Source organism: Paraburkholderia nemoris (genome assembly GCF_905221015.1).
Lineage (GTDB): Bacteria > Pseudomonadota > Gammaproteobacteria > Burkholderiales > Burkholderiaceae > Paraburkholderia > Paraburkholderia nemoris.
Genome location: NZ_CAJNBO010000006.1, coordinates 162,162 through 189,144, shown reverse-complemented (window position 1 = coordinate 189,144; position 26,983 = coordinate 162,162). Strand labels below are relative to the sequence as shown.

28 protein-coding genes are annotated in these 26,983 nt (G+C 61.4%); 19 read left to right on the top strand and 9 right to left on the bottom strand.

Going from position 1 to position 26,983, the window contains the following annotated elements:
• Nucleotides 1-19: 19 nt before the first annotated feature.
• The 3 genes from KHO33_RS11570 (at nucleotide 20) to KHO33_RS11560 (ending at nucleotide 3,748) form a co-directional block, all read left to right on the top strand.
• Nucleotides 20-1,228, top strand: a complete 1,209-nt coding sequence (locus tag KHO33_RS11570) for an aspartate transaminase (RefSeq protein ID WP_200565064.1) — start codon at nucleotides 20-22, stop codon at nucleotides 1,226-1,228.
• Nucleotides 1,229-1,351: 123 nt separating this feature from the next.
• Nucleotides 1,352-2,464 (top strand): porin, encoded by a 1,113-nt coding sequence (locus KHO33_RS11565; protein WP_236074664.1) that lies wholly within the window; start codon nucleotides 1,352-1,354, stop codon nucleotides 2,462-2,464.
• Nucleotides 2,465-2,713: 249 nt separating this feature from the next.
• Entirely contained in the window at nucleotides 2,714-3,748 is a 1,035-nt protein-coding gene (locus KHO33_RS11560) for an L-idonate 5-dehydrogenase (RefSeq protein WP_200565065.1), read from the top strand.
• Between the two features lie 125 nt (nucleotides 3,749-3,873).
• On the opposite strand, the gene KHO33_RS11555 is transcribed toward KHO33_RS11560, so the two are convergent.
• Entirely contained in the window at nucleotides 3,874-4,542 is a 669-nt protein-coding gene (locus tag KHO33_RS11555; RefSeq protein WP_054033565.1) for an RraA family protein, read from the bottom strand.
• A 273-nt stretch (nucleotides 4,543-4,815) separates the two neighbouring features.
• On the opposite strand from KHO33_RS11555, the gene KHO33_RS11550 reads away from it, so the two are divergent.
• Nucleotides 4,816-5,199 (top strand): hypothetical protein, encoded by a 384-nt coding sequence (locus KHO33_RS11550; protein WP_054033567.1) that lies wholly within the window; start codon nucleotides 4,816-4,818, stop codon nucleotides 5,197-5,199.
• Between the two features lie 52 nt (nucleotides 5,200-5,251).
• On the opposite strand, the gene KHO33_RS11545 is transcribed toward KHO33_RS11550, so the two are convergent.
• Nucleotides 5,252-6,187 (bottom strand): LysR family transcriptional regulator, encoded by a 936-nt coding sequence (locus KHO33_RS11545; protein WP_054033569.1) that lies wholly within the window; start codon nucleotides 6,185-6,187, stop codon nucleotides 5,252-5,254.
• 116 nt (nucleotides 6,188-6,303) lie between these two features.
• Here KHO33_RS11545 and KHO33_RS11540 point away from each other — a divergent pair, with 116 nt between their 5' ends.
• Nucleotides 6,304-7,161: an oxidoreductase gene (locus KHO33_RS11540; protein WP_054033571.1), complete on the top strand. Its 858-nt coding sequence runs from the start codon at nucleotides 6,304-6,306 to the stop codon at nucleotides 7,159-7,161.
• Between the two features lie 182 nt (nucleotides 7,162-7,343).
• Nucleotides 7,344-9,032, top strand: a complete 1,689-nt coding sequence (locus KHO33_RS11535) for a hypothetical protein (protein ID WP_054033573.1) — start codon at nucleotides 7,344-7,346, stop codon at nucleotides 9,030-9,032.
• A gap of 80 nt (nucleotides 9,033-9,112) precedes the next feature.
• Here KHO33_RS11535 and KHO33_RS11530 read toward each other — a convergent pair whose 3' ends face one another.
• Nucleotides 9,113-10,135 carry an aldo/keto reductase gene (locus KHO33_RS11530; RefSeq protein ID WP_054033576.1) on the bottom strand — a complete coding sequence of 341 codons (1,023 nt, stop codon included), beginning with the start codon at nucleotides 10,133-10,135 and terminating at the stop codon, nucleotides 9,113-9,115.
• A 111-nt stretch (nucleotides 10,136-10,246) separates the two neighbouring features.
• Here KHO33_RS11530 and KHO33_RS11525 point away from each other — a divergent pair, with 111 nt between their 5' ends.
• Entirely contained in the window at nucleotides 10,247-11,158 is a 912-nt protein-coding gene (locus KHO33_RS11525; RefSeq protein ID WP_054033578.1) for a LysR family transcriptional regulator, read from the top strand.
• An 84-nt stretch (nucleotides 11,159-11,242) separates the two neighbouring features.
• On the opposite strand, the gene KHO33_RS11520 is transcribed toward KHO33_RS11525, so the two are convergent.
• Nucleotides 11,243-11,575 carry a DUF2322 family protein gene (locus KHO33_RS11520; protein ID WP_054034224.1) on the bottom strand — a complete coding sequence of 111 codons (333 nt, stop codon included), beginning with the start codon at nucleotides 11,573-11,575 and terminating at the stop codon, nucleotides 11,243-11,245.
• 219 nt (nucleotides 11,576-11,794) lie between these two features.
• Here KHO33_RS11520 and KHO33_RS11515 point away from each other — a divergent pair, with 219 nt between their 5' ends.
• Nucleotides 11,795-12,256 (top strand): TerB family tellurite resistance protein, encoded by a 462-nt coding sequence (locus tag KHO33_RS11515; protein ID WP_200565066.1) that lies wholly within the window; start codon nucleotides 11,795-11,797, stop codon nucleotides 12,254-12,256.
• Here KHO33_RS11515 and KHO33_RS11510 read toward each other — a convergent pair.
• Nucleotides 12,229-13,110: a LysR family transcriptional regulator gene (locus KHO33_RS11510; protein WP_054033580.1), complete on the bottom strand. Its 882-nt coding sequence runs from the start codon at nucleotides 13,108-13,110 to the stop codon at nucleotides 12,229-12,231. The genes KHO33_RS11515 and KHO33_RS11510 overlap by 28 nt on opposite strands.
• 121 nt (nucleotides 13,111-13,231) lie before the next feature.
• Here KHO33_RS11510 and KHO33_RS11505 point away from each other — a divergent pair, with 121 nt between their 5' ends.
• From KHO33_RS11505 to KHO33_RS11490, 4 genes are all read left to right on the top strand, one after another.
• Nucleotides 13,232-13,981: a TerC family protein gene (locus KHO33_RS11505; protein ID WP_054033582.1), complete on the top strand. Its 750-nt coding sequence runs from the start codon at nucleotides 13,232-13,234 to the stop codon at nucleotides 13,979-13,981.
• Between the two features lie 40 nt (nucleotides 13,982-14,021).
• Nucleotides 14,022-14,345 (top strand): TFIIB-type zinc ribbon-containing protein, encoded by a 324-nt coding sequence (locus KHO33_RS11500; RefSeq protein ID WP_200565067.1) that lies wholly within the window; start codon nucleotides 14,022-14,024, stop codon nucleotides 14,343-14,345.
• A 360-nt stretch (nucleotides 14,346-14,705) separates the two neighbouring features.
• Nucleotides 14,706-15,647, top strand: a complete 942-nt coding sequence (locus KHO33_RS11495; RefSeq protein ID WP_234480568.1) for a YVTN family beta-propeller repeat protein — start codon at nucleotides 14,706-14,708, stop codon at nucleotides 15,645-15,647.
• A gap of 48 nt (nucleotides 15,648-15,695) precedes the next feature.
• The gene (locus tag KHO33_RS11490; protein ID WP_054033583.1) at nucleotides 15,696-16,700 is read left to right on the top strand and encodes a sterol desaturase family protein; all 1,005 of its coding nucleotides are present in this window, start codon (nucleotides 15,696-15,698) and stop codon (nucleotides 16,698-16,700) included.
• Between the two features lie 25 nt (nucleotides 16,701-16,725).
• Here KHO33_RS11490 and KHO33_RS11485 read toward each other — a convergent pair whose 3' ends face one another.
• Nucleotides 16,726-17,571, bottom strand: a complete 846-nt coding sequence (locus tag KHO33_RS11485) for a DUF2182 domain-containing protein (RefSeq protein ID WP_054033585.1) — start codon at nucleotides 17,569-17,571, stop codon at nucleotides 16,726-16,728.
• A gap of 8 nt (nucleotides 17,572-17,579) precedes the next feature.
• Nucleotides 17,580-18,353, bottom strand: coding sequence for a DUF899 domain-containing protein (locus KHO33_RS11480; protein WP_054033587.1), 774 nt, complete (start codon nucleotides 18,351-18,353; stop codon nucleotides 17,580-17,582).
• A gap of 130 nt (nucleotides 18,354-18,483) precedes the next feature.
• Between KHO33_RS11480 and KHO33_RS11475 the strand changes: the two genes are divergently transcribed.
• Nucleotides 18,484-19,701: a hypothetical protein gene (locus tag KHO33_RS11475; RefSeq protein ID WP_054033589.1), complete on the top strand. Its 1,218-nt coding sequence runs from the start codon at nucleotides 18,484-18,486 to the stop codon at nucleotides 19,699-19,701.
• A gap of 13 nt (nucleotides 19,702-19,714) precedes the next feature.
• On the top strand, nucleotides 19,715-20,383 hold the full coding sequence (locus tag KHO33_RS11470; RefSeq protein ID WP_054033590.1) for a Vgb family protein: 669 nt from the start codon (nucleotides 19,715-19,717) through the stop codon (nucleotides 20,381-20,383).
• Nucleotide 20,384: 1 nt separating this feature from the next.
• Here the strand turns inward: KHO33_RS11470 and KHO33_RS11465 are convergent, their stop codons facing one another.
• Entirely contained in the window at nucleotides 20,385-21,284 is a 900-nt protein-coding gene (locus tag KHO33_RS11465) for a LysR family transcriptional regulator (protein ID WP_093637104.1), read from the bottom strand.
• Between the two features lie 108 nt (nucleotides 21,285-21,392).
• Here KHO33_RS11465 and KHO33_RS11460 point away from each other — a divergent pair, with 108 nt between their 5' ends.
• From KHO33_RS11460 to KHO33_RS11440, 5 genes are all read left to right on the top strand, one after another.
• Nucleotides 21,393-22,376, top strand: coding sequence for an aldo/keto reductase (locus KHO33_RS11460; protein ID WP_054033593.1), 984 nt, complete (start codon nucleotides 21,393-21,395; stop codon nucleotides 22,374-22,376).
• Nucleotides 22,377-22,653: 277 nt separating this feature from the next.
• The gene (gene glnH, locus KHO33_RS11455) at nucleotides 22,654-23,406 is read left to right on the top strand and encodes a glutamine ABC transporter substrate-binding protein GlnH (RefSeq protein ID WP_054033594.1); all 753 of its coding nucleotides are present in this window, start codon (nucleotides 22,654-22,656) and stop codon (nucleotides 23,404-23,406) included.
• A gap of 64 nt (nucleotides 23,407-23,470) precedes the next feature.
• Nucleotides 23,471-24,127, top strand: coding sequence for a glutamine ABC transporter permease GlnP (glnP, locus tag KHO33_RS11450; protein ID WP_200565069.1), 657 nt, complete (start codon nucleotides 23,471-23,473; stop codon nucleotides 24,125-24,127).
• A complete protein-coding gene (gene glnQ, locus KHO33_RS11445; RefSeq protein ID WP_054033597.1) occupies nucleotides 24,124-24,852 on the top strand; it encodes a glutamine ABC transporter ATP-binding protein GlnQ in 729 nt (242 codons plus the stop codon). Before glnP ends, glnQ begins: the two co-directional genes overlap by 4 nt.
• Nucleotides 24,853-25,096: 244 nt before the next feature.
• The gene (locus tag KHO33_RS11440; protein ID WP_200565070.1) at nucleotides 25,097-26,443 is read left to right on the top strand and encodes a 2-hydroxycarboxylate transporter family protein; all 1,347 of its coding nucleotides are present in this window, start codon (nucleotides 25,097-25,099) and stop codon (nucleotides 26,441-26,443) included.
• 78 nt (nucleotides 26,444-26,521) lie between these two features.
• Here the strand turns inward: KHO33_RS11440 and KHO33_RS11435 are convergent, their stop codons facing one another.
• Entirely contained in the window at nucleotides 26,522-26,911 is a 390-nt protein-coding gene (locus KHO33_RS11435; protein WP_054034225.1) for a hypothetical protein, read from the bottom strand.
• Between the last annotated feature and the right edge of the window lie 72 nt (nucleotides 26,912-26,983).

Genomic DNA, 26,983 nt, shown 5'->3' with positions numbered 1-26,983 from the left:
TGCCGTTGAGGAGTCAAGTGTGAGTGCATCGCGAATTGCCGCCCGCGTCCAACGAATCAAACCTTCGCCGAGCAGCGCCGCGGCGGACCGGGCCGCGGAACTGCGGCGGCAGGGGAAAACCATCGTCAACCTCGTTGTTGGCGAACCCGATTTCGACACGCCCGCGCACATTCGCCAGGCCGCTTTCGACGCGATGGAACGCGGCGAAACACGCTATACGCAAACCGCGGGCACGCCGGCGCTGCGCGCCGCCATCGCGGCGAAACTGCAACGCGAGAACGGCCTTTCGTACGATCCCAAACACATCATCGTGACGTGCGGCGCCAAACACGCGATCTTCAACGCGCTTGCCATCACCGTTGAAGCAGGCGATGAAGTCCTGATTCCCGCCCCTTACTGGGTGTCCTATCCGGACATGGTGCTCGCCTGTGACGGCGTGCCGGTCGTCGTGCCCTGCACCGAAGCAGACAGCTTCAAGCTCACCCCTGCCACCCTCGAAGCGGCGATCACGCCCAGGACGCGCTGGCTGATCATCAATTCGCCGACCAATCCCACGGGCGCAACGTATAGCGCCGCAGAACTGCGCGCATTGGCGGATGTGCTGTTGCGTCACCCGCAGGTGCTGGTGATGATGGACGACATCTACGAACACATCCGGTTCGAAGGCGAGGCATCACAACACCTTTTGTCGATTGAACCCGAACTCAGCTCGCGCACCCTGGTCGTCAACGGCGTGTCCAAGACCTACGCGATGACCGGCTGGCGCATCGGCTACGCCGCCGGCCCCGCCGACCTGATCGCGGCCATGGACACGCTCCAGTCCCAATCCACCAGCAACGCCAGTTCGATCAGCCAGGCCGCGGCACTCGCGGCGCTGAACGGCGACCAGACATTCGTGCGGCAATCGGTGCGGACTTATAAAGAACGCCGCGACCACGCACTCGAAGCGCTTAACGCGATTCCCGGCATCAGCTGCAAAACGCCGGGCGGCGCTTTCTATCTGTATGTCAATTGCGGCGGCATGATCGGCCGCACCACGCCGCAAGGCAAGCGCATCGAGGGCGACGTGGATGTCGTTCTGTATCTGCTCGAGCACGCCGGCGTCGCGCTGGTTGCCGGATCGGCCTATGGCGTTTCCCCTTTCTTCCGGATGTCGATCGCAACGAGCATCGACATCATCGATGAGGGCTGCAGGAAGATTGCCGCCGCGGTCGCCGCACTGAACTGAGAGTACGGCGACGACGTGAATACGTCGCGTCGTCGCTTTGTAAAAAAGACATGCCGCGCCGAGAGGACGTGGCAGTCGGTTTGGAGTTTTCCATTTTTCGTCAATCTGCAAGGGGATCTACTCGTGAAAAAGCATACATTAGGCATACTAACTGGATTAGGACTGGCAGTTTCTGGGATCGCGCACGCGCAGTCGAGCGTCACCCTGTACGGCATCATCGACGAAGCGGTGCGCTACGACACCCACCAGAACAAATCCGGCGGGAAGCTTTTCACGATGGGTAGCGGCGGCGAGATTCAGGGTAGCCGCTGGGGTCTGCAGGGAACCGAAGATCTGGGTGGCGGCTTGTCCGCGATCTTCCAGCTCGAAGGCGGCTTTACACCGAACACCGGCGTGACACAGCAATCCACGCCTTCCGGCACCGCCCGCCTGTTCGGCCGCACCGCGCTGGTGGGCCTGAGCAGCACGTCCTACGGCACGTTGACGATGGGCCGGCAATACACGCTGGTGCATGAAATGGGCTGGACGCACGATATCTATGCGTTCGCCAACTACACCGGCACGGTCGGCTTCCAGGGCGCCGGTCTGACTGGCGGCGGCCGCCTGGACAATTCCGTGCGATATACCTCGCCGACGCTGGCCGGTTTTACCCTCAAGAGCTCGTATACGTTTGGCGGTGTAGCGGGAAATACTCACCAGAACTCGTCGCCGGCCGTCAGCCTTTCTTACGACCACGGCCCCTTGAGCGTTGGCGCGGCCTATCAGATCGTCAACGACATTGGCGGCCTGACGCCTGCAACCAGCACCTATGGCAGCACGTACTTCGGCGTGACGATCCCGGACAGCTCGCAAAAGATCTTCACCGCGGGCGCAACGTATAAGTTCGGCGCGGCGAAGGTGTTCGGCTCGTATATCTACAGCCACGTCTATCCGGCCGACTATCGCAACGACTCCTTCTCCACCGCGGTCCAGTACTTCATCACGCCGGGACTCGTGCTCGATCTGCCGTTCTACATCGACTTCGTCCATCACGCAGGCCAGAGCGGCACGCGTATCACGACCGGTCCGACGTTCGACTATTTCCTCAGCAAGCGCACCGACGTCTACGTCGGCGTGGACTACAACCACCTGACCGGCGCATGGACGACTCTCGCCGCCGCCTCCGGCTCGAACCAGCCGTTCTATGGCTTCAACTCGCTGTTCGAAGCCACGATCGGTCTGCGTCACAAGTTCTAAGGTTTGCAGTGTGGCACGTCTGTTCGGTGTCGCCCGACACCGGCAGACCTCTCCAACGGCCGAACGACATCGGGACGCGCAGTCTTGTCCCGATCGTCAACAATGTGATCGAGAACATGCCCAAGGCGCTCGAATAAGCATCCATAAGCGTCGACTATCGGCCCAGACAACTTTGATCTTTGTCGACTGAGCCTTGAGACGCTACCGTATAGCGTGCTGATCCCGCATTCACCGTTATAGGCCCTCACCATGCATGCACTTGTCATTCACGCCCCACTCGATCTGCGCATCGAGGACGTTCCCACGCCTGAACCGGAAGCCAACCAGTTGCTCGTACGGGTTCGGGCCGGCGGTATCTGCGGTTCGGATCTTCACTACTTCAACCACGGCGGTTTCGGCACGATTCGCATCAAGGAGCCCATGGTGCTCGGTCATGAAGTCTCGGGTGCCGTCGCGCGCGTGGGATCTGGCGTGACGGATATGCCGGTCGGTACGCGGATCTCCATCAGCCCGAGCCGGCCGTGTGGCCTGTGCCAATACTGCCAGCAAGGGCTGCAGAACCACTGCCTGGATATGCGTTACTACGGCAGCGCGATGCGCACGCCGCACGTGCAGGGCGCATTCCGGCAGGAGATCGTGATCGACCGTTCACAGGCGCACGTTGTGACGGACTCGTTGAGCGATGCCGAAGCCGCGATGGCCGAGCCGCTTTCGGTCGCCCTTCACGCCGTTCGGCGCGCGGGTCCGTTGCTCGGCAAGCGGGTGCTCGTCACAGGATGTGGACCGATCGGCGCGTTGATCGTGGCGGCTGCGCGCAGAGCCGGTGCAGCGATGATCGTGGCAACTGATGTGAATACGCTGCCGCTCGACAGCGCGAAAAAGGTCGGCGCCGACCTCGCGTTCAACATCGCGGAGACGCCGGACGCGCTCCAGCCGTTCGCGGTCGACAAAGGTACCTTCGACGTTCTGTTCGAAGCGAGCGGCAACGCAGCGGCATTACGCGGGGCGTTCGACGTGCTCAAACCGCGCGGCGTGATCGTCCAGGTCGGCCTCGGTGGCGACATCTCGTTGCCGATCAATGTGATCGTCGCCAAGGAGTTCGATCTGCGCGGAGCGTTCCGCTTTCACGAAGAGTTCGCCGTTGCCGTCGAACTGCTGAACAAGGGATTGATCGACGTGAAGCCTTTGATCTCGGGTATTTTCCCGTATCAGGATTCGGTCAAGGCGTTCCAGACAGCGGGTGATCGCTCAAAATCGATGAAGGTGCTGGTGAGCTTCGATTGATTGATCTCGCATGTATGGCGACGATGGCGCGGCAAGCTGCGTTCTCGTCGCCATACATAAAGCGCCCACAAAAAAGCCGACGTCGCAATACAGACGTCGGCTTTTTCCTTCCCGTTGCGCGATGCTCAGTTATTGCATCGTGCTTCGAGCGCATCGATAAACGCGCGGTTCCAGCGGCCTTCCTTCATTGCTCGCATCGTCTCAGCTTCTGCTTCCAGAACGGCCAGCGCTTTTTCGATGACAAACTCGGCATCCTCCTGTGGAATGGCCAGCAAGCCATCCTGATCGCCGACAACGATATCCCCCGGATTGACCACCATTCCGCCGACCGATATCGGCACATTGATTTCACCCGGACCGTCTTTATACGGCCCCCGGTGCGTGACCCCACGGGCGTAAACCGGAAAATCCCGATCGCGGATTTCCGCGACATCACGGATCGCACCGTCGATGACCAAGCCGACAACGCCTATGTTTGCTGCGTAGAACGACAAAATGCCGCCGACCACAGCGTTGTTGAGATCGCCACCCGCGTCCACGACCAGGACATCGCCTGGACGGCAAAACTCCAGGGCGCGCAGGTAAGTCAGGTTATCCCCGCCACGCGAGCGCACGGTGACCGCGGTGCCGGCCATCGTCTTCTTGCCAGGCCGCTGATACGGGTGCAGACCCACGCTACCGATGTTGCGATGCATGTTGTCGCTGAGCGCTGAGACGGGAATATCGCGCAATGCGCTAAGGATGGTATCGGCAGCCTGAGCCGCCGACGGGTTCTTCCTGATGGCTTTGTACATGGTCGATCTTCGCTTCCGGATGTAAGGGGGAGCGGCTCATGCAGATCAGGAACGAGTAGGCACGACACCGCTGCAACACGGATATAACGGTATATCGCCCCCACAAATCGCGCCAAGACGGGTTCGTTCTTGCGCGATAGGAAACGCTTATGAACCGCAATTGCCGGGCGGCGCGGCGCTGAGATACGTGGAGGTCGGCTCTCGACGATCAGCTATAGGCAGCGAAAGCAGACATTGGTTAACATCGCTCATCGCCCCCTGGATTTCACACCGATGCCCTCTTCCATCCGTAACTCGCTCGTCTGGATCTTCGACGCATTCGAGCGCGACGCCACCTATATTCGCAAACGGATGTTCGGCAGCGATGCCGCCTATATCGACGGCCTGCTGTGTCTGATTGCCGCCGATCGCGACAAGCCGTGGAATGGCTTGCTGGTGTGCACCTCGCAGGACCGCCACGCCGCGCTCATTGAAGAAGTCCCCGCTTTGCGGCCGCATCCGGTGCTTGGGAAATGGCTTTATGTGCCGCAAGACGATCCGGCATTTGAAACCACGGTCGAGACGATGACCGCGCTCGTGCTCGCACGCGACCCGCGCATAGGTGTCGAACCGAAGCCGCGCAAACGGAGCGGCAAATCCACGTTGCCGAAGACGTAAAGCATCGCTGTCAGCCGCCTCGCCGACTCATCGAACCCGACACGCTCAACACTCAACGCGCCGCACGAAGCTCAGACGGCTCGAGATAGAAATTCCTGTTCCCCGCGAGGCGCTCGACCATAAAGTCGATGAACGCTCTCACGCGCAGCGGTTGCTCGGTTCGATGGCGATAGTAGACGTAGATGGCCTCACGCTGCGTGACATGCCTGACGAGCAGCGGAACAAGTTCGCCACGTTTGATAGGCAAGGTTGCCGAAAAGCCGCCGAGTTGCCCGATGGCGAGTCCCGCCAGCACGGCTTGGGTCTCCGCCTCCGTGTCATTGACGCACAAGCTGGCGGCGACGTCGCGATAGACGATCTCGTCGTCGATCAGAAATTCCCACGGAGACTGCTTGCCGGTATTCGCCCGCCGATAGCCAGTGCAACGGTGCTCGTCGAGTTCGTCGATGGTCCGCGGCGCGCCGTGACGCTCTATATAGGCAGGCGACGCACAGACAATCAACTGGATCGGCAACAGCCGTCTCGCGATCGTGCCGCCCGACGGCGGAGAACCACCGCGAAAGCCCACGTCGGCGCGATCGCTGACGAGGTCGGTAAAGTGATCGTCGAACTGCACGTCCAGTTGCACATTCGGGTGCAATTCGGCGAATTCGAGGAAATACGGCCATAGCACGGTGCGCGAGAACGCGCTTGGCGCGCTCACCCGCAGCGGCCCGGCGATTGCGTCTTTCGATCGCCGCGCGTCGTCGAGCGCCGACGAGAGTATCGCCAACGCAGGTCTCACGCTGTCGAGGAGCCCCTGCCCCTCCTCGGTCAAGCTCAACTTGCGTGTGGTTCGGTGGAAAAGCCGAACCCCAAGCTCCTTTTCCAGTTGCATGACCGCGTGGCTCGCGGCCTGCGGCGAGATGCCCTGATCCACGGCGGCCTTGCGCAGGCTTCCCAGCGCCGCGGCCCTGACGAATATCGTGATCGCGCGTACTTCGTTCATGGCCGCCCGGATTAGCAAATAAAAATTGATTATCAGTCTACCAACCGGCGTCTAGTTTGTGCCAATCGACACTCCTATTATTCGTTCACTTCCACCCGAATCGCAGGAGAAACATCATGGCTAACAACACGAACAACGGCTTCAAGCGCGTCTGGTTCATCACCGGCGCGACGCGCGGCCTGGGCGCCCTGATCGCCGAGGCAGCTCTCGCCGACGGCAATGCGGTCGTTGCCACTGGCCGTAATATCGCAGCGATCACCGAGCGTTTCGGTCACTCGGCGGCCCTCCTTCCCGTCGCGCTGGACGTGACCGACGAAGCCCAGGCGAAGGCCGCGGTTCAAGCCGCAGTTGAACGGTTCGGCCGGATCGACGTTCTGGTCAACAACGCAGGCTTCGGTTTGCTTGGCGCCATCGAGGAGTCGAGCGATGCCGATGTGCGCCGCATGTACGACACGAACGTATTCGGCTTGCTGAACATCACACGCGCCGTTCTGCCGGTGATGCGCGCGCAGCGAGCCGGTCACGTCATCAATATGTCGTCGATCGGCGGTTATCGGGCAGCCGCCGGGTTCGGCGCCTATTCTTCGACCAAGTTCGCCGTTGAAGGCTTGACTGAAGCATTGCGCGCCGAGCTGAAGCCGCTCGGTATTCACGCAACGGTCGTGGAGCCTGGTTACTTCCGTACGGACTTCCTCGACGCGACATCGCTCGTGGTTGCCGGGAACGTGATTGCCGACTATGACGAGACCTCAGGAGAAGTTCGCCGGCGCGCTACCCACATGAATCACAACCAGCCGGGCAACCCGGAGAAGCTCGCGGCCGCCATGGTCGAATTGGTCGACGCAGAAACGGCTCCGCTGCGGCTGCCGCTCGGCACCGATACGCTGAAGGCCATCGCTGAAAAGAATGCGTACGTCACGCAGGAAACCGAAACGTGGCAGGCGTTGTCGGCATCGACTGACTTTTCTGAATAAATGCTGACACCATCCGCTTCCCGTTTGCATTGTGTAATGGGAAGCGGATAGGCCGATACGCAATGGGGGTTTGCACCGAAGCCGCCGCCACTAATCCTTCATCATGCGTTGATACGGTAACCGGGTTGTACGTGCTAGTTCGTCTGAAAAAGAACTTCTACTTCCCCACCCGGAACCAACAGATGAAAACGACTCCCGTCTGCAACGCGACACGCCGCCTGTCATTTCCCCGACCGGCTTCCACAGTAGCAATGGTGCTGTGCGCCGCCGCTCTCAACGCACATGCCGAACAGTCCGATTTCCGCGGTGAAAATCGCTTTGAGCCAGGCTTACTGGTTGTAAGTCGAAGCGTGTACGACAACCAGTCGAGCAACGTTCAGGTTGGCGCGATCCTACCGCCGAATTGCGGAGCCACTCAGGACGGCTGTAGCGCGGCCACTGGCGCGCCGAACGACGGTACCTATCCATTTGTATGGAACAACGATGGTTACGACGCCAGCTTCGGCATCACGTCGCGGATCTTTCTCGATCAGCTCACGCCGTCAGGCGAGTGGGTCAGCTCGCTCGAAGTGCCCAACAGTTTGCAGAAAACGCCGCGGCGCGACCAACTCGTCACCAGCTTCAGTTCCAAATCGGAACTCGGCCTGCACCTTTCGCTCGACGGCCAGTACCTGACCTTTATGGGTTATGTGGCGCCGGTCAATACGGTGGACGTCTCCAATTCGAACACGCCAGGCGCAGTCGATCCCACTAATCCGGTGGGGCAGAATTTCTATCGGGCAGTCGCTCGCGTCGACCGTGATGGGCACTTCCGCATCACCGAGACGAATGCATATAGCGGCAACAACGGCCGTTCGGCGATTCTGAATAACCGCAATGGCGAAGATTTTTTCTACACGGCCGGCAACGCGGGTAACGGTGCCAACCCGCAACCGGCGGGAGTGGTCATCGGCGCCGGCGCACAATTCATCGACGCCACGAAAAAGCATGAGGCGCAGCAGGACCCGGGCGCACCGACGCCGGTCGCCAGCTTCTCGGTCACTGAACTTGGCAAGCCGGCGGACAAGATCGGCAAGGACGACAACTTCCGTGGCATGACCGTATTCAACAACGTCCTCTACTTTACGAAGGGTAGCGGCAGCAACGGCGTGAACACGGTGTACTTTGTGGATACCACTGGAAACGCCTGCCCGTCTGGCACGGGTGTGCCGGCTGCCAATGCGGCATTGCCCAGCAAGGCGCTTGCTTACGACGCCGCCACGGTCCAAACCAACGGACTGCCAAACAATATGTGCGTGCTGGCCGGTTTCCCGTCGACGCCCAACAAGACCGCGACCACGCTCTCCTATCCGTTTGGCCTCTGGTTCGCCAACGCAACGACGCTCTATGTCGCGGACGAGGGCGATGGCTACACGGGCGGCCCCGATCTGTACACGCATGCGGCCGCGCAGACTGGCGCGGGTTTGCAGAAGTGGGTGTATAACGCCGGGGCGAAAAAATGGACGCTCGCCTACACCCTGCAGGCGGGTCTGAACCTCGGCCAGCAATACACGGTCTCCGGATATCCGACCGGCTCCAATACGGCAACTGGACTGCCGTGGGCACCGGCGACGGATGGGCTGCGCAACCTGACCGGCCGCGTCGAAAATGACGGCACAGTCACGCTCTGGGCAATGACGTCGACCATCAGCGGCAACGGCGATGTGGGCGCCGATCCGAACAAGCTGGTCGCCATTCGCGACCTGCTCGCGAATACGACTGCGACCGGTGCAGCTCGCGAGAAATTCGTCGCGCTGCGAAGCGCGGGTTTTGGTGAGGTATTGCGCGGCGTCTCGTTCACGCCGGGTACTGATCCGGACCACCGTTTCTGACGCGCTGACAACAGGGTGAGCCACGCCGCGGCGCATTCAACCGTGCGTGGCTCACCCGGTTTGCACGACCCGTCAACGCATCAGGCCGTGTGGCCCTTACTTCCCTGCTCGCTGTCGAGATGCGCCATCTGCGCCGCGGCGTAACGTTCACCTGCGGCGGCCCCGTGCGGTACTGCCTGCGCGATCGCGGCCAGATCCTCGGCGCCGAGCGTCACGTCAACCGCACCGAGTGCTTCGGCAAGACGATCGCGCCGACGCGCACCAATCAGCGGCACGATATCGCTGCCCTGGGCCGCAACCCACGCAATCGCGATCTGCGCAACAGAGACGCCCTTGGCATCGGCCACCTTGCGCAACGCATCCACCAGCGCGAGATTGTGGTCGACGTTGTCACCCTGAAAACGCGGACTCATGGCGCGAAAATCGCCTTTCCCCGCAGAGTCCTTGCTCCAGTGGCCGCTGATCAAACCGCGCGATAGCACGCCGTACGCCGTCACGCCGATTCCGAGTTCGCGGCACGTCGGCAGGATCTCGTCTTCAATGCCGCGTGAAATCAGCGAATACTCGATCTGCAGGTCGCTCACCGGGTGTACCGCTGCCGCACGGCGAATGGTCGTCGCGCCCACTTCGGACAAGCCGACGTAGCGCACATAGCCGGCCTTGATCATGTCGGCAATTGCCCCGACCGTGTCTTCGATAGGGACGTTGGGATCGAGCCGGGCAGGGCGGTAGATGTCGATGTGATCGACGCCCAGGCGCTGCAGCGAATAGGCGAGAAAGTTTTTGACCGCCGCGGGACGTGCATCGTAGAGCGACCAGCCACCTGCGGGGTTGCGCATGGCGCCGAATTTCACGCTGATGATCGCCGCGTCGCGGCGTGACGGCGGCGCACTTTTCAGGGCCTCGCCGATCAGGATTTCGTTGTGACCGGAGCCGTAGAAATCGCCGGTATCGAGCAGCGTGATGCCGGCCTCGAGCGCGGCATGGATCGTTGCGATGCTTTCAGCGCGGTCGGACGGACCGTACATGCCCGACATCCCCATGCAGCCAAGACCGATGGCGGAGCTTTGCGGACCCGTCTTACCCAGTTGAAGTTGCTTCATGATGTCCTCAGTAGGTGCGCCGCAAGAAAGGCGCTTGCGTTGAAGTATCGGTCGATTTCCAGCGTGCGATAATCCACCTCAATCCGGATGACCCGTGCGGGAAAGCGAACAATGCAGGAACCCGACCTGTCCGATTTGAAAGCATTCGTCGCCGTCACACGGGCACGCGGGTTCCGTCATGCCGCACTGACGGGCGGCGTGTCAGCCTCATCGCTTAGCGAAGCGGTTCGACGGCTGGAACAGCAGCTTGGCGTCAGGCTGCTCAACCGCACGACGCGCAGCGTCACGCCAACGGAAGCCGGGCAGCGTCTTTTTGAACGGCTCGCGCCGGCCTTCGGCGAAATCAGCATCGCGCTGGATGCGGTGAACCTCTTTCGCGAGAGTCCCACTGGAACACTGAGATTAAACGTTCCGTCGATCGCGGCAAGAGAAATTCTGCCTGCTCTCCTTTCCCGCTTCCTCGCCGCCCATCCGGGTATCACGGTGGACGTCGGCACCAACGACACGTTCATCGATATCCTCGCGGCGGGCTTCGATGCCGGCATCCGCTACGACGAACGCCTCGAACGCGACATGATCGCCGTGCCGATCGGCCCACGCGTTCAGCACTTCGTCGCGGCGGCCTCGCCGTCCTACCTCGCGGCCTGCGGCACACCGCAACATCCGGGCGAACTGTTGAACCACGCGTGTATCGGACACCGCTTCGACAGCGGCGTGCTCGCGACATGGGAATTCAAGCGAGGCGACGAGGTCGTGCGGATCGAGCCAAACGGACCGATGATCGCCTCCGTGATCGAACTGCAACGAGGCGCGGCCATCGCGGGACTGGGAATCGTCTACTCGTTCGATGAATTTCTGCGGCCGGCAATTGAGCAAGGCGCGCTCGTGCCTGTGCTCAGTGAGTGGTGTCAATCCTTCACTGGACCGTTTCTGTACTACCCGAGCCGGACGCATATGCCGGCTCCGCTCCGGGCGTTCGTTGACTTTATTCTTGCCGGTGACGATTCAGGTAGTCATCCGTAGGCAGGGCGCCACGGTGAACCGATATGGGTTACGGCGCGGACCGGTGTCACACGATCCACGCCGCGCCGTGCAACAGCAGCGCGCTCAGCCCGCAGCGACGACGTTGATGCGCAACGCTTCCCCACCGGCCACGATCGCGAGCAGATGGTCGACGTTCGGGTGCGCGCCCGGACGGTTGCGCGCATCGGCCGTATGCTCGGCGAACACCGCGAGGCCGTGTTCGGCCGCCTTGGCGTCCAACGTGCCGAAGGCCTGCTGCAGATAGTTGTACACCGCGAGCGACCCCTGCTTACCAGGCTTGTTCTCGATGCTGGCCACCACGGCGCCCTTGCCGTCGAGCAGATCGATACGTTCGATACCGTCGATGGCCGGCAGCTGGGCGAGGTTGTCCTTGAACACGTTGCTCGGTTGAATCACTGAAAACACTCCTTGTATTCGGAAAATTGCGGCGAGCCGTATCTTATCCGATAGGGTGTTCTGCATCGTGCTGAACGATCAGGCTTCGCACAGTCCGCCGCGGAAGCTTCGGTTTTTCCGAACCTTAGCTCCCGGATTAGCAGATTTATCCGTTCCCCAACCTGACGCAGACTGAGGCTCATCACCACTGCGGACATTGTCCGCGCCAGGAGCCCGAACATGCGAACCTATCCGCGCAACAGTCCCCAAGCCGCCGCACGTATCGTCGCGCTGGCCCTCACGTCCGACGGACATGTCAGCAGCTCGGAAGAGCTCGCCCTCGAAGGCCTGGATATAGCGGGCCAACTCGGTCTCGCACCAGAGCAATTCGCGCAGATCGTGCAGACGCTGTGCGAGGACCAGTCGGTCGCGAACACGCCGTTCGCGCCGCCGGTCGGCCAGCTCGGCGCGGCCCTGCTCACCACGTTGTTAGACGAGATCGACGACCCCGCGTTGCGTCGCAAGGTGATGCGCCTGTGTATCGCCGTCGCGATCGCGGACAACTATCTGGCGGATGGCGAAATTGCCTTGCTGGCTGCTGTGTTCAACGCATGGGGACCTAAACCAAACCAGATGGCAAGCCGGCACATCCCGTTGCCGGATGCGCCGTACACTCACGCCCGCCCGGCAGCGACCACCTGAGAAGCGAGCGCATGATGTTGCCCGCGCCGCGAGCGGATTGCGTGGATCTCTTCGACCACGCCTTCCGCCCGACCGAGCCAACGCAGTCCGCGCAGCAGCGCCACGTCGCCCGCGCCCAACTCCGCGAGCGGAAACACGCCGAGGCCACGCGCGGCGAACACCGCCATCAGCGCGCTGTCTTCGAACTCCCCAACGATCCGCGGCCGGATTCCTTCGGTTTCGAACCACCGGTCGAGCCGCGCCCGCAACGCGCCGTGCCCGGTGGGCAGGAGCACGGGCAGTTCGGCCAGGCATTGCGGAAAGCCGGTGCGGGCGGACTTGCGAATGATCTCCGCGGGGCCATACCAGTCGACCGGCGAACCGACGAGGCGCTGGCTCACGACGCGTAGATCCGCATTGTGCGGCGCAGGCTGGCACGCCAGCACGAGATCGAGCCGATGGAGCGCGAGCTCCGACAGCAACTGCGCATGTTCGCCCTCGTGGCAGAGCAGCCTGAGCGACGGCGTTTCGAGCACCGGCGCGAGCAGCGCGTGCGCAGCCAGCTTTGAGATGCCGTCGGAAAGACCCACTGCAAGCCGGGCAACACGTTCACCGCCCGCCTCGCGCATCTCGTCGAGTAACGCCTCGCCGATCTGAAAAATCTGTTCCGCGCGATTGAAGGCCGTCTCGCCGGCTTCAGTCATCGTGACGCCGCGACCTGCCGGTTTCAGCAACTGGCGCCCGATCGATTTTTCCAGTTCGCGCACCTGCGCGCTGATCGTCTGAACCGCCATGTCGAGACGCTCGGCCGCGCGCGCGAAGCCGCCCTCTTTCACGACGATCCAGAAATAGTAGAGATGGCGATAGTTGAGCATGTTGTCGATACTTCGAAAAAATCGATATATCACTCAGATTATCACTGATTTATCCGAACCATGAAGACGGCGATGATAACGGCATACCGACGTTGCCTGCCACCCTTTGCCTACGGACCCCATGGACTCTTTACTCACACTCGCTGCCGACCCCGCCGCATGGGCTGCGCTTCTCACGCTCGTCGTGATGGAAATCGTGCTCGGCATCGACAACCTGATCTTCATCTCGATCCTCAGCAACAAGCTGCCGGAAGCACAGCGCGCACGCGTTCAGCGCATGGGCATCATGCTTGCACTCGTGCTGCGGCTCGCTCTGCTCGGCACCGTCGCGTGGATTGCGCAACTGACCGCGCCTGCCGTGACGCTGTTCGGCCACGCGTTTTCATGGCGCGATCTGATCCTGCTCGGCGGCGGCCTGTTCCTGGTCTGGAAGGCGACGAGCGAAATTCGCCACCACGTCGTTCATGCGGAAGAAGTGCGCGACAAGGCGAGCTCAACCGTGCAGTTGACCGCGATGGCGGCGATTGGACAGATCCTGGTGCTCGATATCGTGTTTTCGGTCGACAGCATCATCACTGCAGTCGGGATGACCGAGCACATGCCGATCATGTTCGTTGCCGTGATTGCCGCAGTCACCGTGATGCTGTTCGCCGCCAACCCGCTGTCGCGCTTCATTGATCGTAATCCGACCATCGTCATGCTCGCGCTCGGTTTCCTGCTCGTGATCGGCATGACGCTCATCGCAGAAGGTTTTGGTTCACACGTGCCGAAGGCTTACATCTACGCGGCTATGGCGTTCTCCGCCTTTGTCGAGGCACTGAACATGCTCGTGCGCCGGGCGAATTCGAAGCGGATGGTTAGCGCGGAGTAATGAGCGCTAGATGAATTTTTTACTCTCAAGGAGCATTGAAATGAAATGTCCCGTTTGCAAGACCACTGACTTGCTGATGACCGAGCGACGCTCGATCGAAATCGACTACTGCCCGGTCTGCCGGGGCGTCTGGCTCGATCGCGGCGAACTCGACAAGTTGATTGCGCAGGACGCCGGGAGCGATGACGTGCAGGCTAACGCTACCGCACGCACGAGCCGCGACAGCTATCCGGATCGAGATCGAGATCGGGAACGGCATCGCGACCATGCGTACGACAACAACCGCACGTATGACAATCACCGGACGGATTATCGGGGACACAAGAAGAAGCGCTCGCTTTTCGACATGTTCGATTTCGATTGAAGGTGTCCGCGAGTACGAGAACCAGGCAGCAGTTATCAAACCAAAGGCGCGCGCTGTTATCAGCCGCGCCTTTTTCATTTTCCCCTCCGACGTTGCCTCAGCCGGCGTCGAACCCTTCATACAAATAACAACGTGCCGCGTGTCATCGACAGAGCGAAGTGGCGCGTTAAGCCGTTAACCGTTTGACTGCGGGTTTGAGCGCGCGGCCCAAGCACGATCCACGCGCTGAATCCCCTGCACCCGCCACCATGATGTTCCCCCAAATTGTTTTCCTGCCCGTCTATCGTTCAGATGCCACTTTCTATCGTTTCGATTACAAAGACCTGCGCGCTTGCCGCGCTAACGTATTGCACGCTAACCATGGCGATGCCGGCGCAGGCAGCCGACAACGTGATCGTGCTCGACTCCGGCGAAGCCCAACTGACGCTGATCGATCCTGCTACGCATAAGGTGATCGGCACGGAGCCGACCGGTAAGGAACCGCACCATCTGATGATTACGCCCGACGGTCACTCGCTGATCGTCGCGGATTCGATCTCGAACGATCTGATGTTTCTCGATCCGCACACCGGCAAGGTGCAGCGCAAGGTCGACGATATTGAAGATCCCTATCAGCTCGGTTTCTCGCCGGATCACAAATGGTTCGTGACGGCAGGTCTGCGGCTGGATCGTGTCGACGTGTACCACTACGACGGCCAGAACATGACGCTCGCCAAACGCGTCCCGCTCTCGAAGACGCCGAGCCACATGACGTTCTCGTCCGACAGCAAGACGGTATTCGTCACGCTGCAAGACACCGGCGAAGTGGCCGCGATCGATCTGGCGACGCAGACGGTGCTGTGGAAACTGCATGTGGGCAATACACCCGCCGGACTCTGGATGACGCCGGGCGACCGCTATCTGTTGATCGGCATGACGGGCGAAGACGATGTGGCCGTGGTCGACTGGCATAAACAGCAAGTCGTGAAAAGAATCCAGACCGGGCGCGGCGCGCACAACTTCCGCAATCTCGACGACGGCCAGCACGTAGCGCTCACGAACCGCGTGGAAAGCACGATCAGCATTCTCGATTACAACACGCTGACGAAGACCGCCGACATCACCGGACTCATGCCCGGCCCTGACGACATGGAACTGTCTGCGGATCACCGCTACCTGTGGGTCACATTCCGTTTTTCGCGGCATGTCGGCATCATTGATCTGACAACGCATAAACTTATCGACTCGATCGCGGTCGGACGTTCACCGCATGGTTTGTATTTCGCCAACCGTGCGCCCGTGTATGCACCCAATCCAGACTGAACAGGCTTTCGTTCTGATGACAGCACCCGCAATTTCACGAGGTTTCCGATGATCCACGAAATCCTCGCGCTACTCGACAACGGCATCTCGACGTTGCAGACGCTCCTGTACGTCGACGTGGTGCAGCCGTTTTTCTATCGCTTCGGCCTGATGGGATACGACGAGGACACTTACGATGCACTCTATTGGGTGATTGTCGGCGTGCTGGAAATCCTGGTCACGTATATCGCCTTGCGGCCGCTGGAAGCGCTGCGCCCCGTCGAGGCGTGGTCCGATCGAAAAGCGCTGCGCGCCGATGTGATCTACACGTGGATCGCCAAGCTTGGCATCATCAATATCGCGTTCTTCTTCATGCTGCAGCCGGTGTTCAATCACTGGCAGAGCTTGATGGCGATCTACAACGTGCCGAACATCGACATCGACGGACTGTGGCCGGGCGTCACCGATCAGCCGGTTGTGTCGTTCCTCATCTACCTGATCGTGCTCGATTTCTTCGGCTACTGGTATCACCGCTGGCAGCATCGCTTCGGCGTGTGGTGGGAATTGCACGCGGTGCACCATAGCCAGCAGCAAATGTCGTTGTGGGCCGACGATCGCAATCACTTTCTCGACGACATCATTCAGGCCGCGTTCTTTGCCGCGATTTCGCTGTTCATCGGTGTGCAGCCGACGCAGTTCGTCGTGCTGGTTGCGGTCGGCAACTTCATGCAGAGCGTGCAGCATGTGAACGCGCGCTTGCCGTACGGATGGCTGCTCGAACGCACGATCGTGAGCCCGATTTTTCATCGGCGTCATCACGCAATTGGCTACGGCCATGAAGGCACGCGCTACGGCTGTAACTTCGGCGTGCTGTTTCCGTGGTGGGACATGATGTTCAAAACGGCATCGTGGGACCGGACCGTCGAGCCGACCGGCATCCGTGACCAGTTGCCCGTGCCGCACGGCGCGGCGCGTTCCTATGGCGACGGGTTGATCGCACAGCAATGGCGCGCGTTTGGCCGCATCGCGATGCGGCTGCGCGGACAACGCAATTACGGCGGCGTGACGGACTGATTGTCATTGCGATGGAGCGGGTGACTTAACCCAAGCCCACGGCTCGCACGATCAGCAACACGCCCGCGCCGACGATACCAACTCCAATCACGCGCGCCACCCGCTCACCCCGCGGTGCAAGACGTTCAACGGTGATAGCTGCCGTCACGGCAGCCATCACACGCAAATCCATGACCCCGGCAACGAGCAGGACCGTCGTCAGGCTGGCGCAGCAGTAGCTGCAGTGGAGGCCCAAGCGCAGGCCGTGATGCCATGCCGTGACGGCGTCGGCGGGCAATGCGGGCAACATGAGGCAGCGAGCAGGTGTTGCGCGGCAGCAGGCAAGGCGCCGGGCCTTCCACGCCGTGAACTGCAGCGCCCCGGCGATCAGCACAATCACACCCATTGCGAACGGAACGGCGCGCGCCAGCGTCGGCTGTTGCATCTCGAGCGCCGCCAGCGCAGCGCCGAGCGGAAATGCGGCGATGCCGAACGCGGTCCACACAAAGAAGTAACCCACGCCCACCACCAGCGTCAGCCAGCCCAAGCCTGTCACGCCCGTCCGGCTGACGGCTTCGCGATAGCGCCACAGCATGGGGATGAGAGATGGCAGCATCATCGCAACCATCATCACCACCCACATGCCGAGGAACGACGCCGCGAGACCTGGCCACGTTTGTCCGCACATCGGCATCCATGTCGCCGACATCGTCCAGCCGCCGGGCATCGGCATCTCACCCATCGCCGACATGGACGCGGCGCCGGCGATCGTCACCGCCGTGCTGACGGCGAAGAGTAACGCCGAGACGCCGAAGAAAGCCCGCTGGGAAACTCGCGCTTCGATCGTACGTCCTGACATTTCGCCACCCACGGTTGCGCTAACGTGTTCCATCGCCAGGCTCAGCGCGTCGTCTCGTACTCGTCGTGACGCTTCCACCAGACGCCCGTCTCGTTACGCCCCTTGGGCGCACGGTCCAGCCACTGATACATGCCCCAGATGCCGTCCACGCCGCGCGCATAGGTGGAATACGTGTGATAGACGACACCGTCCTCGAGTACGAATGCACTCAAGCCCGGCCTGTCGCGCGTGTACGTCGCCGCGTCGGTTCCGCATGTAGCCGCGAACTGGGCGACGGGCTCCGGGACGACCTGTGTCTCGTCCATCGCGTGGCCGCCGCGCTCGTAGTTGTATTCGATGCTTCCTTCGCGTTGCTGCGCCTCGGTGAACGCGATGTTGAAGTCGAAGTTGAAGTCGCTGCCAGCGGATGACGCCCAGGGGAACGTCCAGCCCATCCGGCGCTGATACGTCTGCAGCTTCTCGAGCGGCGCCCGCGACACCGCCGTCAGCGTGACGTCGTGATTCGCCAGATGAACGGCGATGCCATCGAACCCATCCGCAATCGACGAGCACGACGGGCAGCCCGCCTTGTAGTCCGGCCCGAACATGAAGTGGTACACGAGAAGCTGCGAGCGTCCTTTGAAGAGGTCCGCCAACGAGGCGCGTCCCGCAGCGGTTTCGAATGTGTACGCCTTGTCGATTCGCACCCAGGGCAGTGCCTGCCGTTGCTGCACCAGCGCGTCGCTCTGCCGCGTGAGCGCCTTCTCCGCCTTGAGCAGTTCGATCCGCGCTGCCAGCCACTCGTCACGCGTCCCGGTTTGATGTGTCGTGGTCATGCTTCCCTCCTTGGGAGTCCTTCGTCGTTCGTTCAGTTGTCGATACGACGAACTGGTTGGTGGTCGTGCTAGATTAGCCAAGGGCACCCGAACGGTGGGAGTGACAAGTGTGGCGGGATTCGAATAGACCATGGACTCACTAGTAACGGCTGCGGCGCGTGCGCTCGCGGCGGGCGACCCGCTCGGCGCGCTGAACCGGGTCGCCTTGCGTGACGATGCAGCCGCGCTCGCGCTGCGAGGCATTGCGATGGCGCAGCTCGGCGATCTCGTTCGGGCAAAAGCGCTGGTGCGAAGCGCAGCGCGCGCCTTCGGCCCGAAAGCGCCGGTGGCCCGTGCGCGGTGCGTCGTAGCCGAGGCCGAAATCGCGCTCGCCTCGCGCGATCTGGGCTGGCCCGCGAAGGCGCTCGACGCCGCGCGCGCAACGCTCGAAGCCCACGGCGACCGGCTGAACGCCGCGCATGCGCGGTATCTCGAAGTCCGGCGCCTCCTCCTGATCGGGCGCCTCGACGAGGCCGAGCGCCTGCTCGCCCACCTCGATCCCACGCCCTTCCCGCCCGCGCTGCGCGCCGCCCACGAGCTAGTCGTCGCGGGAATCGCGATGCGCCGTCTGCAGACGAAAACAGCGCGCGCTGCGCTCGCGAAAGCCGAGCAGGCCGCACGTCACGCAGGTATCCCGTCGCTGTCGGCGGAAGTCGAAAGCGCACGCCTTCTGCTGGACACGCCCGCGGCTCGTCTGATTGCACACGGCGAAGAACGGCTGCTCGTGCTCGAGGAAGTTGAGGCGTTACTCGCATCGAAGGCACTCGTGGTGGACGCGTGCCGTTATGTCGTACGTGAAGCAAACATCGTGGTCCCGCTCGCGAGACGTCCGGTGTTGTTCGCGCTAGCACGCGCGCTGGCCGAAGCGTGGCCCGAAGACGTATCGAGGGACACACTCATCGCGCGCGCATTCCGGACGAAACATGCCGACGAGTCGCATCGGGCACGGCTGCGCGTCGAAGTGGGGCGGCTGCGCGCGTTGCTTGGGCCGCTGGCCGGCGTGAACGCAACGAAGCGCGGTTTTGCGCTGGTGCCGCACGGCGCGCGCGAGGTCGTCGTGCTAGCGCGGCCGGTTGAAGAACCCCATGCGATGGTGCTCGCCTTCCTCGCCGACGGTGAGTCGTGGTCGAGCTCGGCGCTCGCGATTGCGCTGGATGCCAGCCAGCGCACCATGCAGCGTGCACTCGATTCGCTGGCGGCAGCCGGCAAAGTGCAATCGTTCGGCCGCGGACGCGCGCGACGCTGGATGACGCCACCCATGCCCGGATTCACGACGACTTTGTTACTCCCCGCTCCCCCTACCGAGTGATTAGGATGAAAACATGAACAAATCAGCCGCCAAAATCGTTCGGGAATATGGGCCCTTTCCGGGCGTCAACCAGGTGGGAGGCGTCACCTATGACGGTCAGCGTGTCTGGATTGCCGCCGGAGACAAGCTGAATGCCTTCGATCCGGTAAGCGGGGAAACGCTGCGCTCGTTCGACGTCGCCGCACAGGCTGGCACGGCCTTCGACGGCCAGCACCTGTTCCAGATCGCCGACGATCGCATCCAGAAGATCGATCCGGATACCGGCCGCGTGCTCGCCACGATTCCTGCACCCGGCGGCGGTGGCAACTCGGGGCTCGCGTGGGCCGAAGGCACGCTCTGGGTGGGGCGGTATCAGGACCGGAAGATCCACCAGCTCGATCCCCAAACCGGCGCGATTCTGCGCACGATCGAGTCCAACCGCTTCGTCACCGGCGTCACCTGGAGCAACGGAGAGCTCTGGCACGGCACGTGGGAAGACGACGCGAGCGAGTTGCGGCGAGTCGATCCCGGTACCGGAGAAGTGCTGGAAAGCCTGGAGATGCCGCCCGGCCTCACCGTGTCGGGGCTGGAAGCCGACGGCGGCGATCTGTTCTTCTGCGGCGGCGGAAACAGCGGCAAGGTGCGAGCCGTACGCCGCCCCGCGCGAAACGCCGAGGTCCCCGTCGAGTCTGCTAGCGAGTAATTTACCGCTTGCTTACCCAGTCGCGCACCGCTTGCGCGAACAATCTCAGTGCGATCGGCGGATGGCGGTTCGCGGGGTAATAGAGGCACAAACCGGGGAAAGTCGGACTCCATTCAGGCAGCAAATGGATGAGGCGCCCCGACGCCAGATGCTCCGACACATGATATTCCGGAACCCAGGCAATGCCGATACCTGCGAGGGCGGCCTCGATCACCAGATTGAGATTGCCGAGCGTCATCGGCCCAGCAACATCGATATTCGCGCTTTTACCCCGATGTTCGAGATCCCACCGGGGAAGCACGCCGCTATCAAAGCGGAAGCGGATGCACCGGTGCTGCATCAGGTCGTGCGGCGCTTTCGGCGGTACGTGATGCGCAAGATAGTCCGGCGAGGCCACCGCGGCGAAACGCATGTCGCCCCCGAAGCGGACGGCGATCATATCGCGCGGCACGTCGTCATAGACGCGTATGCCGGCGTCGAAGCCATCGGCCACGATATCCACAAGCCGTGTGTCCACGACGAACTCGACGTGAATGTCGGGATATGCCGCGAGGAAGTCAGGAAGAACATGCCGGATCAGCGGTCTCACTGACGCCTCCGACGCACTGATCCGGATCGAGCCCGACGGCCGGTCGTGTTCCGACGCGACCTGATTCACCGCCTCTTCCAGATCCGCGATGGCGGGCCGCACCCGCCGCAGGAGCTGCTCACCCGCCTCGGTGAGCGCAACGGATCGTGTCGTGCGGTTAAGCAGCCGCACCGCCAACCGAGCCTCCAGACCCCGCATTGAATGACTCAGCGCCGAGGGCGAGACCCCCAGCGTACGCGCCGCCGCGCGAAAGCTTCGCTGGTCGGCGATGGCGACGAATGCAGTTAATTCGGACAGACCGGCGCGCGCCATAGATGAATTTTCCTCAATACCCTGTGCAATTCTAGCCAGATTGTTGAGTCAATCACAACAGCATAAGATCGTTGGCGTCAACCGACATCGCACGAAAGGAGCAAGAACATGCAACATCGCAAGCTTGGAAACAGCGGTCTCGACGTATCGGCGCTTGGCCTGGGTTGCATGGGTTTGAGCTATGGCTATGGCCCCGCGACCGAAAAGTCCGAAGGCATCAAACTGATCCGGTCTGCTTTCGAACAGGGTGTGACGTTTTTCGATACCGCCGAAGCCTATGGGCCGTTTTTTAACGAGGAACTCGTCGGCGAGGCGCTAGCGCCGTTTCGCGATCAGGTCGTCATCGCCACCAAGTTCGGTTTCAAGGACGGCGACGTGAGCCAAGGCCTGGACAGTCGGCCCGAGCGCATTTGTGCGGTCGTCGAGGCGTCCTTGAAGCGCCTGAATACCGATCGCATCGATCTTTTCTACCAGCATCGCGTCGACCCGAACGTGCCGATCGAAGACGTCGCCGGCGCTGTCAAGGAATTGATCCAGCAGGGCAAGGTGAAGCACTTCGGTCTCTCCGAAGCCGGAGCGAATTCGATTCGTCGTGCCCATGCCGTACAACCCGTGGCGGCACTGCAAAGCGAGTACTCGATGTGGTGGCGCGAGCCGGAAGAAACGGTGCTCCCCACGCTGGAGGAACTGGGCATCGGCTTCGTGCCGTTCAGCCCACTCGGCAAGGGTTTCCTCACCGGCGCCATCGACGCGAACACCGCGTTCGACAAAACCGATTTCCGCAGTATCGTGCCGCGCTTCTCGGAGGAGAACCGCAAGGCCAATGCGGGCCTCGTCGAAGTGCTGGGCCGGATCGCGGACGGCAAAGGTGCTACCCGCGCCCAGATCGCTCTCGCCTGGTTGCTGGCGCAGAAGCCGTGGATCGTGCCGATTCCGGGTACGACGAAGCTGCATCGACTGACAGAGAACATCGGCGCGGCCGCAGTCGAACTGTCGGCTGACGATCTGTCGGCCATCGAAGCGGCCCTGCATGAGGTCAAGGTGGTCGGCGACCGGTACCCGGCCCATCTGCAGCAACGCGTGGATCGCTAATGCGCCTGGCGCGCCTCGCGCGCCTGAACTCTGCCTGACGGCTGATTTGATACAACGCCCGGATCGACACGGCAAGCCATAAACAACAAATGTTGTTGACTCAGGGTTTCCATCAACACAAATAGCTGTTGCCAAATTTTTTGTTGTCGTAGTATCCGCCTTGACAACACATGTTGCCACACAGGCGGGTTGTGCATCGCATGTTGCGACGCCGCCCGGTGTCCGTCAGCCGTCCCTTGACTCTGTCAGGGGCATTGCCTACCACCGCGGAGAAATTATGGGACGTCGCTCCTTCCTCATGTCTATGGTTGCTGTCGCCATGTTCGGCACAACCCTTGCTCACGCCGACACCAAAGAACTCATCGTCGGAACCGACACGTCGTTCATGCCCTTCGAATTCAAGCAGGGCGACAGGTACGTTGGCTTCGACCTCGATCTGTGGGCGGAAATCGCGAAAGATCAAGGTTGGAAATACAAGATTCAACCGATGGATTTCAGCGGATTGATCCCGGCCCTGCAGACGCAGAACATCGACGTCGCGCTCTCAGGCATGACGATCAAGGAAGAACGCAAGAAGGCCATCGACTTCTCCGACCCGTACTACGACAGCGGGCTCGCCGCAATGGTGCAAACCGGGAACACCAGCATCAAGTCCATCGACGACCTGAACGGCAAAGTCATCGCGGCCAAAACCGGCACGGCCACCATCGACTGGATCAAGGCGCATCTGAAGCCCAAGGAAATCCGCCAGTTCCCGAATATCGACCAGGCTTATCTCGCGCTGGAGGCAGGCCGCGTGGACGCCGCCATGCACGACACGCCGAACGTGCTGTATTTCGTCAGCACCGCCGGCAAAGACAAGGTGAAGGTTGCCGGCACGCCGGTCAGCGGCGACAAATACGGCATCGGCTTCCCGAAGGGCAGTCCACTGGTCACGAAGGTCAACGAAGAGCTGGTCAAGATGAAGGCCGACGGCCGCTACGCGATGCTGTACAAGAAGTGGTTCGGTTCGGAGCCGCCCAAGTCGTAATCGTCATCCGCAGGACGCGCAGCGAGGTCCGCTGCGCGAGAGACGACTCAACCAGGAGCGGTGTGTGGAATTCGATTGGTCAGTTATCTGGACTGCGCTTCCAGACTTGATGGCCGGCGTGAAATTAACGGTGTTCATTGCGTTCGTGGGACTGGTCGGCGGATTCGTCGTCGGCGTCATAGCCGGCATGTTCCGCGCGTACGGCCCCCTCGCACTGAACGTCATTGCGCAGGTCTACATTGAACTCATTCGCGGCACGCCGATTGTGGTTCAGGTGATGTTCCTTTATTTCGCGCTGCCACTGCTCGCGCACATCAGGATCGACGGGCTCACTGCCGCCATCATCGCGATCACGGTGAACTCGGGCGCCTACCTTGCCGAGGTCGTGCGCGGTGCATTGCTGTCCATTCCGAAGGGTTTGATGGAAGCCGGCCTCGCAATGGGATTGTCGATGCCGCGCGTGCTGCTGAAAATCGTCGGGCCGCTGGCGTTCCGGCGACTGATTCCGCCACTGGGCAATCAGTGCATCGTGAGTCTGAAGGATACGTCGCTGTTCATCGTCATCGGGGTGGGAGAACTGACGCGCCAGGGCCAGGAAATTATTGCCGGGAATTTTCGTGCGGTTGAAATCTGGTCTGCCGTCGCGGTGATTTATCTGGTCCTTACCGGTGTGATGACACTGTCGTTGCGTCTCGTTGAAAGAAGGATGCGCATACTATGAGCATGGTCGAATTCCAAAGCGTCTCGAAGAGCTTCGGCCACGTGCCCGTGCTCAAGGACATCGATCTTCGTATCGAGAATGGCGAGGTAGTGGTGATCGTCGGGCCCTCGGGATCGGGCAAATCCACCCTGCTCCGTTGCATCAATGCGCTCGAAAAAATCAGCGGCGGCGAATTGCTTGTCGACGGCCTGAGCGTCAAAGGCAATACGTCGGACATCCGCAGCATTCGCCTCGAAGCCGGCATGGTGTTTCAGCAGTTCAACCTGTTTCCGCAGATGACGGCGCTCGAAAACGTCATGTTCGGCCCCATCGAGGTACGTGGCGCAACGCGCGCCGAAGCGCGTGATCAGGCGATGGCGCTGCTCGACAAAGTCGGTCTCGAATCGCGGGCCAATCACTATCCGTCGGAGTTGTCCGGCGGACAACAGCAGCGTGTGGCCATCGCCCGTGCGTTGGCCATCAAACCGAAGCTGATGCTGTTCGACGAACCGACGTCCGCGCTCGATCCCGAGCTTCGTCACGAAGTTCTCAAGGTCATGCAGGACCTCGCGATGGAAGGCATGACGATGATCGTCGTGACGCACGAGATTGGCTTCGCCAAACGGGTGGGGACACGCCTGCTGTTTATGGACAACGGCGGAATTGCGGAAGATGGCGAACCGGCGATGCTGATCGACAATCCGCCGACGCAGCGCCTGAAAGACTTTTTGAAGCATGTGGCGTAGGCGGCGCATCATCTGGATGCCGGAATCAGGCCGGTAGGGGTATGCACGGTACCCCTGCCGCGCCCGCGATGCTACGCTTAAAGTTCTTTGCGCACGACACTAATTAAACGCAGACTTCAGCCAAACTTCGGACAACTCGTCGAGCCGCCACGGGATACATGACGAGTGTCTTTGGCGCTCCATCAAGTCGATAGCGGACTGAAAAAACGGCGCAAGCAACCGAATATCCGTTCAGGAGACTTCGATGAAGACAGCGGCTTCCACCCCTCTACCGCCGGATCAGGCGAAGAAGCAGGCCTTCTGGCCCCAAGGATGGTGGAGGCTGATGGAAATTCGCATCGGCATCATTCCGCTGCCGATCTATGTGATTGCCGGCGCGCTCATCGCAATTCTTGTCTATATCGACAAGCTGCCGAACGAAATCTCGCTCGTGATCGTGATGTTTGCGTTCTTCGGTTTCACGCTGGCCGAAATCGGCAAGCGCATTCCGGGCATTCGCGCCATCGGCGCCGCTGCCATCTTTGCGACCTTTATCCCGTCCGCGCTGGTGTACTACAAGTTGCTGCCTCCGCAGATCGTGAAGGTCACCATCGAGTTCACCAAGACCACCAATTTTCTTTACCTGTTCATTGCGTCCATTATTGTGGGCAGCATCTTGAGCATGGACCGTCAGGTCCTGATCAAGGGCTTCCTCAAGATCTTTGTGCCGCTCGGCATCGGAACGATCGCGGCCGGCGCCGTCGGCACGGCCGTCGGCACCGCGCTGGGACTCGGCGCCTATCACACGTTCTTTTTTATCGTCGTACCGATCATGGCGGGTGGCGTCGGTGAAGGGGCCATTCCGCTGACCGTCGGATATGCCGGGATCCTGCATCAGGACCCAGGTGTCCTGTTTGCAACCGTTCTGCCTCCCGTCATGCTCGGCAGCCTGTCCGCGATCATTCTCGCTGGCACGTTGAACTTCGCCGGCAAGCGATACCCGCGTTTCACGGGCGAAGGGCGCCTGCAGCCTGGTGAACAAGACGAGATGAACCCTGCCCAGCAAGAAATCTCGGGACATATGGATGTGACCCATATCGCCGCGGCGGGTATCACCGCGCTGACGCTCTATGTCGTCGGCATCTTGTGCCAGCGACTGTTCGGCCTGCCGGCGCCGGTCGCGATGCTTTTCATCGCCGTGGTCCTGAAACTGACGCAGGCAGTGTCTCCGCAGTTGCAGGAGGGTGCTTACGTTGTGTACAAGTTTTTCTCCACTGCCGTTACCTACCCTTTGCTGTTCGCCATTGGCGTGTCGCTGACGCCATGGGACAAGCTGATGGCATCCTTCACCCTGCCGACCCTCGTCACCATCGTGTCAACCGTCGCAACCCTGATGACGATCGGTGCTCTGGTGGGGTACTGGATGAAGATGTATCCAATTGACACGGCCATCGTAACCGCCTGCCACAGTGGCCAGGGTGGCACGGGCGACGTCGCCATCCTGACGGCGGCAAATCGCATGACGCTGATGCCGTTCGCCCAGATTGCGACGCGGATCGGCGGTGCGATTACCGTGACGACCGTGCTAATTGTGCTGTCGCGGGTTACCTAGGCAGCATCTCTCCACTGCGAGTGGCACCATGCAAGTCACAGGTGCCGCGGTCGCAACATGGGCACACGCGCGCCGCGTCTAGACACCCGCGAGCGCCGGCAGCTCCATCTCGTACGACACGCGCTCGCGCCAGCTGCTCATCTGCGGCTGATGTACCACGCGGGTCGGATGCGGCGCGCTTTCGACGCGCATCGATACGCGCGCCGGATAGCGCGCCTTTTTCCGCTCGAGAATGGCCCGGCTCAGAAACTCGACGCTATACGCCTTCAGCAAGTGCGGGTGATGGGCTTCGATGTACGCGGCAATTTGCGCCTCCTCGTCGTCGATCGTGGCTAGCAACGCCAGCGTGCGCGCATCCCAACGGAAGCGCAGGCCGAGTTCTTCGAAAGCACTGTTATAGGCGCACAGTTGCGCCTCTACTTCAGCATCGTGCGCGTTGTCGCGGGCGTCGAACTGGGACGGGTTCATGGTCGTCTCCTTCAGGCAGGTTGGCATGACGAAGAATAGGAGCGCGCATAGATAAACAATAGTTAAAGTTAT